The organism is Sphingomonas sp. Ag1 (genome assembly GCF_000980895.1).
GTDB lineage: Bacteria > Pseudomonadota > Alphaproteobacteria > Sphingomonadales > Sphingomonadaceae > Sphingomonas > Sphingomonas panaciterrae.
The window spans coordinates 1-4,092 of sequence record NZ_LAZX01000041.1 but is presented as its reverse complement, the minus strand read 5'-3'; the positions used below and the strand labels follow the sequence as shown (position 1 = coordinate 4,092).

Genomic DNA, 4,092 nt, shown 5'->3' with positions numbered 1-4,092 from the left:
AAACCCGGGGCGGTTCAGGTCCAGCGATCAGCGTTACTATCATGTTCGGCGGACTAAGCGGGAAGTAAACCTCTACCCCGAAGTTGATGCGGCGTTTACCGCTGCTCGTCGTGATCCCTCGGCCATTCCCAAGCTAGATCACCTCATTGAGCGGTCAGCGCGCGAGCTCTCCCATGTGCTGCTGGCGTGTGGGAGAACGGCGAGCGACTTCCGGCGATCCTTCCGGCGTGGCTGCGCTCGGCACAACATCATCAAGGCCAGTGAAATTGCGCCCTATGAAGCCCTCTTGCCCGAGAAGCTCGACGGGTTCGTTTGCTTGCGGCTCAGCAAGGAGCAGTCGTGGAATGTGAAGGAGCGCTGGGGCAAGCTCCAGCCTCAGGATTGCTTGGTTCATGATCCTCAGGGGGTGATCTGGACGAGGTTGGCTCATGGCAGCATCGCTGGTCCCGATCCCGAGCGGCTGGGCATTCTGACCGATCTTCAGGACCGCTGCATCACGTTCGGCGAGATCGACACCGTAGAAGGTCTGGCCCATGTGGTCGTTAAGCTGTTGCAGCGACAACTTAGGTCACTCGCAAACAAGACCAGCGAGCACCACCCTGAATTGACCGACACCGGCTACCGCAATCTCGCAATGGAGAAATTCGTCGAGATCAGAAAACTACTCACTTACGAACCCGACTATATGATCACGCACAGCAAAGCAGATGTTCGCAAAGCTCTGGAAGAGTGCCTTGTTTGCGTGGAGGCTTATGTTGAGGGTGGCAATGTCCGCGCCGCTTACTGCGACCCCGATACCAGCCAGCGACACTGTAGCGAAGGGCGACTTCATGCGCGCATCGCGAGAGTGGAAGATCGACTGCTTGAACTCGGCGACGCCGATCAACGCTACTACACCACGGCAGACGGCCAGCTTTCCATCGATCTGGAACCGTACCGCGTTCCTGAGGAAATCCGAAGGGCTTATGCCTTTCTAGAGATGAACAAAACGCTGGAACGCTTCTCGGGGGACTGAGCCATCTCGCCCGAGCAAGCTCAATGAGCGGCACTTTGAGTGAGGGCAACACGGACTGCTGATCGACGCGCTTGCTATCACAGTGAGCGTCTGTGGCGCTCCCTGACTGCAATAAGCTGGTGATGGAAGCCCTAGAAGGAGGGGAGTTCTGCTAGGGCTTCACCGTTGCGACCCGGCCCTCACGATATGTTGCCGTAGAAATCAGAGGGCAAATGAATTTACTGGAGTCATAGAAAAGCCCCGCTGACAACAGCGGGGCTTCTCGTCCTCTTCTTGTTGCATTGAACATAGCCGGGCCTGTTCACCATGTAATTAGCATAAATCTAGCCGCTAAATTCCTATATGAAGCCAGAAGTGAAGGCGCTGCTCGCCCTGCTGTCCGACGTGCGGCCAACGAAACGTCGCATAATCCGCCTGAACGTGAGGGGCATGGAAGGTGCCCCTATGGTCGCTGAGAAGCCGGAAAAGCCCTCAGTCCCGGATTGATCGCGCGAGCGCCATCAGCCTGTTGGCTGATGGGCTAGGTTTGATTTCCTCGGCGTCTCCATCAGGCTTGGTCCGGTGCCCATTGCAGCCCGCGCAGGAGGTCACGAGATTGTCAGGCCCATTGTTGGACCGATTCCAATCAAGGTGATCCACATCAACCTCTGACCAGCCTAGCTTGCATCGGCACCAGTGACAGGTCTGCTCACCGGGTCCGTACTTCTCGTAAGCGACGTGGCGGTGCTCATAGACGTAGCCCGCTTTGGTCGCGAGGGGATGACCGGGAGCGCGGAGCAGCCAGTAGCCAGTTACCTTGTTGTGGTAGCGGTAGGTGGTCGGTGGTTTGTCGGCATGTACCTTCGCGGGGAGACCCGCAGCCAGCGTTGCCCTTCTGTGCTTTCCGCAATGCGCTTGATAGCCGCCGATATTCCGGTTGGTGCAGCCCTCCCATTCGCACTGTCGCTTGGGTCGGACGCCCTTTCGCCGGTCGCGGTCTTCTTCATTCTCCGTCATCCAGTAGTTAGCTGGCGCGGATCGCTATCCTCAGGCCAAAGCGAGCTTCAGCAGCAGCGCGGTATTCCTGTCATTCAGCACCACGACTACATCGGGTGCCAGCACATTACCGTTTAGATAGATCGAGACGAGGTGCTGGATACGGTTGTTCTCTTCTAGCCATTCAATGATGTGGCGACGCCAACCACCGCGACGATCCTGTCTCGCGGTAAACTCGGCCTTGAATAGCTGCTCGTTCATCGTGCGACCGCCCTCCAATGCGCTCGGCGATTCTTCGCTTGCGCGCGGGCATTCTGCTTTCCGGTCTTGCTCACCTTTGCCACTGGAGCCTTGCTGATCATGCCGTACTGGCGTGCAAGCGAGCCGAAGCCATTGCGACGGCTTGCTAGTTGTCCGTTTGCTTGCCGGGGACGAGTGTCGCCCCTCATAGCAGCGCCCAGTATTGTGTAGGCCGCTGCTGCCTGAGCGGCACTGACGCCAAAGCCGTTCATGCTGCACCACCGAACTTCGCGCGCACTTCCTCAAGAAAGGCCGCGTCCGTGGTCGAGACGTGGGCAGTGCAGAATGAGTCGACGTTCTCGTCAATCTGCAACTTGCAGAGCTTGCCTCGGTTTAGGACAAGCCATGTAAGCTCGGCGCAAACGTCGTCGCAGTATAGCCATTCAAGCGAGACGCTGAATGTCGTCGCGTAGTTGGCAGTCCTGCCATTGAAAAGTGTCATGTAGGAAGTGCTGCTCGATTCCTCGGTAATACGCATGGCTTCTCCGTCTTGGTTGCTGTTTAATCTCGCTGATATTTAGCGAGCACTTTGCTCAACTCTTTTTGTGCGAAGGTACGTTTTTGGTTGTCCTGCGTGGAGTCTGGCAGCAACAAGCTGAGGAAGGAGACACGCAGATGCGCGCACCGATCAAGAAGCAAGGCGAGTTTGAAGCTGTTCTAGCTCACACGGCCAGCATGGAACGGCCTGCAATGTACCGGCTGATGATGCTGCTCAGCATCCGCTTGGGACTTCGTCCGATGGAGCTTTCGGGGCTTGATACGAGCTGGTTCCGGGGCGACGAGCTTCGCATTCCACTTGGGCATTCCAAGCGCAAGAGCGGGCGCAGCTTGCCGATCAGCGAGGAAATCACCGAAGCCCTGCAAGCGCATATGGGCAGCGAGACAGGCCGTGTTTTCCGCAACGCACGCGGGGAAGCGTTCGATGCAGCCGGCATTAGCATGGCGATGCGGAGGCTTTACAAGCGCGCAGGTATCGACGGCAGTTGCTATTCGGGTCGTCGGACGCTTGCTACTTCGATGGTGGACCGGGACATCAACATCGCCATTGTAAGCAAGGTATTGGGACATTCCAGCATTGCTACGACCCAGAAATATATCGGTGTTTCCGACAACATGATGCGTCGAGCACTCTTCTCATAAAACAGGAAGATGCTCTTGCTCTGGTTCCTGAATGGCATTTGATAGAAGCAACGGCAGCGATGCTGCCTAGATGGAGAAATAGAATGGACTGGAAGAAGATGGTCAAGCCGGCTCATCAGGTCGAAGGCTTCGCGAAGAGCAACGTCGCTAAGGCTCGCACGCCGAGCGCGGTGGTGGCGCAGACGATCGACAAGCAGATCGAGCTTTTCAACAAGCCCCGTCAGGAAGGCCGGCGCATGTTCCGCATTGAGGGCGAGAACGTCGCTTTCACCGTACGCTACGCGAACAGCCCATTGAAGCTGCTCGGCGAGGACAAGGAAGTCGCTGTTCCCAAGGACAAGTTCGTTGAAGTCCTGAACGCCATCAAGGCGGACGTGGAGAAGGGCGCTTTCAACGCGCAGCTTGAGACGATGGAAACGCAGGTCAAGGCCCGCTCTGCAAAGATGGGTGAGACGCGCCGGAACAAGAAGGAAGCACCAGCCGCGTAACACCTCACTCCGAGTGATCCCAAAAGCCCTGCTGGCAACAGCGGGGCTTTTTCAAGCCTGTTGCGCTCACGGAAAAGCCGAGCCGCTTACGCGACCCGGCTCCCGATCCCTTAAGCTGTGATGCGACCTGCTGCGCGTGCCTCTGCGGCGTAGTGGCTAAGCGTCTTTGTGGCC

Annotated in this window: 5 protein-coding genes; 3 read left to right on the top strand and 2 right to left on the bottom strand. The window is 57.4% G+C overall.

The window, feature by feature from the left end:
* The coding region (locus XM50_RS20280; RefSeq protein ID WP_197075246.1) for a hypothetical protein at positions 1-1,015 on the top strand (1,015 nt) is incomplete at its 5' end.
* 1,026 nt (positions 1,016-2,041) lie between these two features.
* Here the strand turns inward: XM50_RS20280 and XM50_RS00460 are convergent.
* A complete protein-coding gene (locus tag XM50_RS00460; protein WP_156167028.1) occupies positions 2,042-2,251 on the bottom strand; it encodes a hypothetical protein in 210 nt (69 codons plus the stop codon).
* A 247-nt stretch (positions 2,252-2,498) separates the two neighbouring features.
* On the bottom strand, positions 2,499-2,768 hold the full coding sequence (locus XM50_RS00455; protein ID WP_046406450.1) for a hypothetical protein: 270 nt from the start codon (positions 2,766-2,768) through the stop codon (positions 2,499-2,501).
* 137 nt (positions 2,769-2,905) lie between these two features.
* Here XM50_RS00455 and XM50_RS18980 point away from each other — a divergent pair, with 137 nt between their 5' ends.
* Together XM50_RS18980 and XM50_RS18975 are read left to right on the top strand one after the other, a co-directional pair.
* Positions 2,906-3,430 (top strand): tyrosine-type recombinase/integrase, encoded by a 525-nt coding sequence (locus tag XM50_RS18980; RefSeq protein WP_156167026.1) that lies wholly within the window; start codon positions 2,906-2,908, stop codon positions 3,428-3,430.
* 83 nt (positions 3,431-3,513) lie between these two features.
* Positions 3,514-3,918 carry a hypothetical protein gene (locus XM50_RS18975; RefSeq protein ID WP_052742296.1) on the top strand — a complete coding sequence of 135 codons (405 nt, stop codon included), beginning with the start codon at positions 3,514-3,516 and terminating at the stop codon, positions 3,916-3,918.
* Positions 3,919-4,092 lie beyond the last annotated feature (174 nt).

Coding starts and splice junctions, on each gene's coding strand:
- XM50_RS18975 (WP_052742296.1), top strand. CDS start 3,514: ATGGACTGGAAGAAGATGGTCAAGCCGGCTCATCAGGTCGAAGGCTTC.
- XM50_RS00460 (WP_156167028.1), bottom strand. CDS start 2,251: ATGAACGAGCAGCTATTCAAGGCCGAGTTTACCGCGAGACAGGATCGT.
- XM50_RS00455 (WP_046406450.1), bottom strand. CDS start 2,768: ATGCGTATTACCGAGGAATCGAGCAGCACTTCCTACATGACACTTTTC.
- XM50_RS18980 (WP_156167026.1), top strand. CDS start 2,906: ATGCGCGCACCGATCAAGAAGCAAGGCGAGTTTGAAGCTGTTCTAGCT.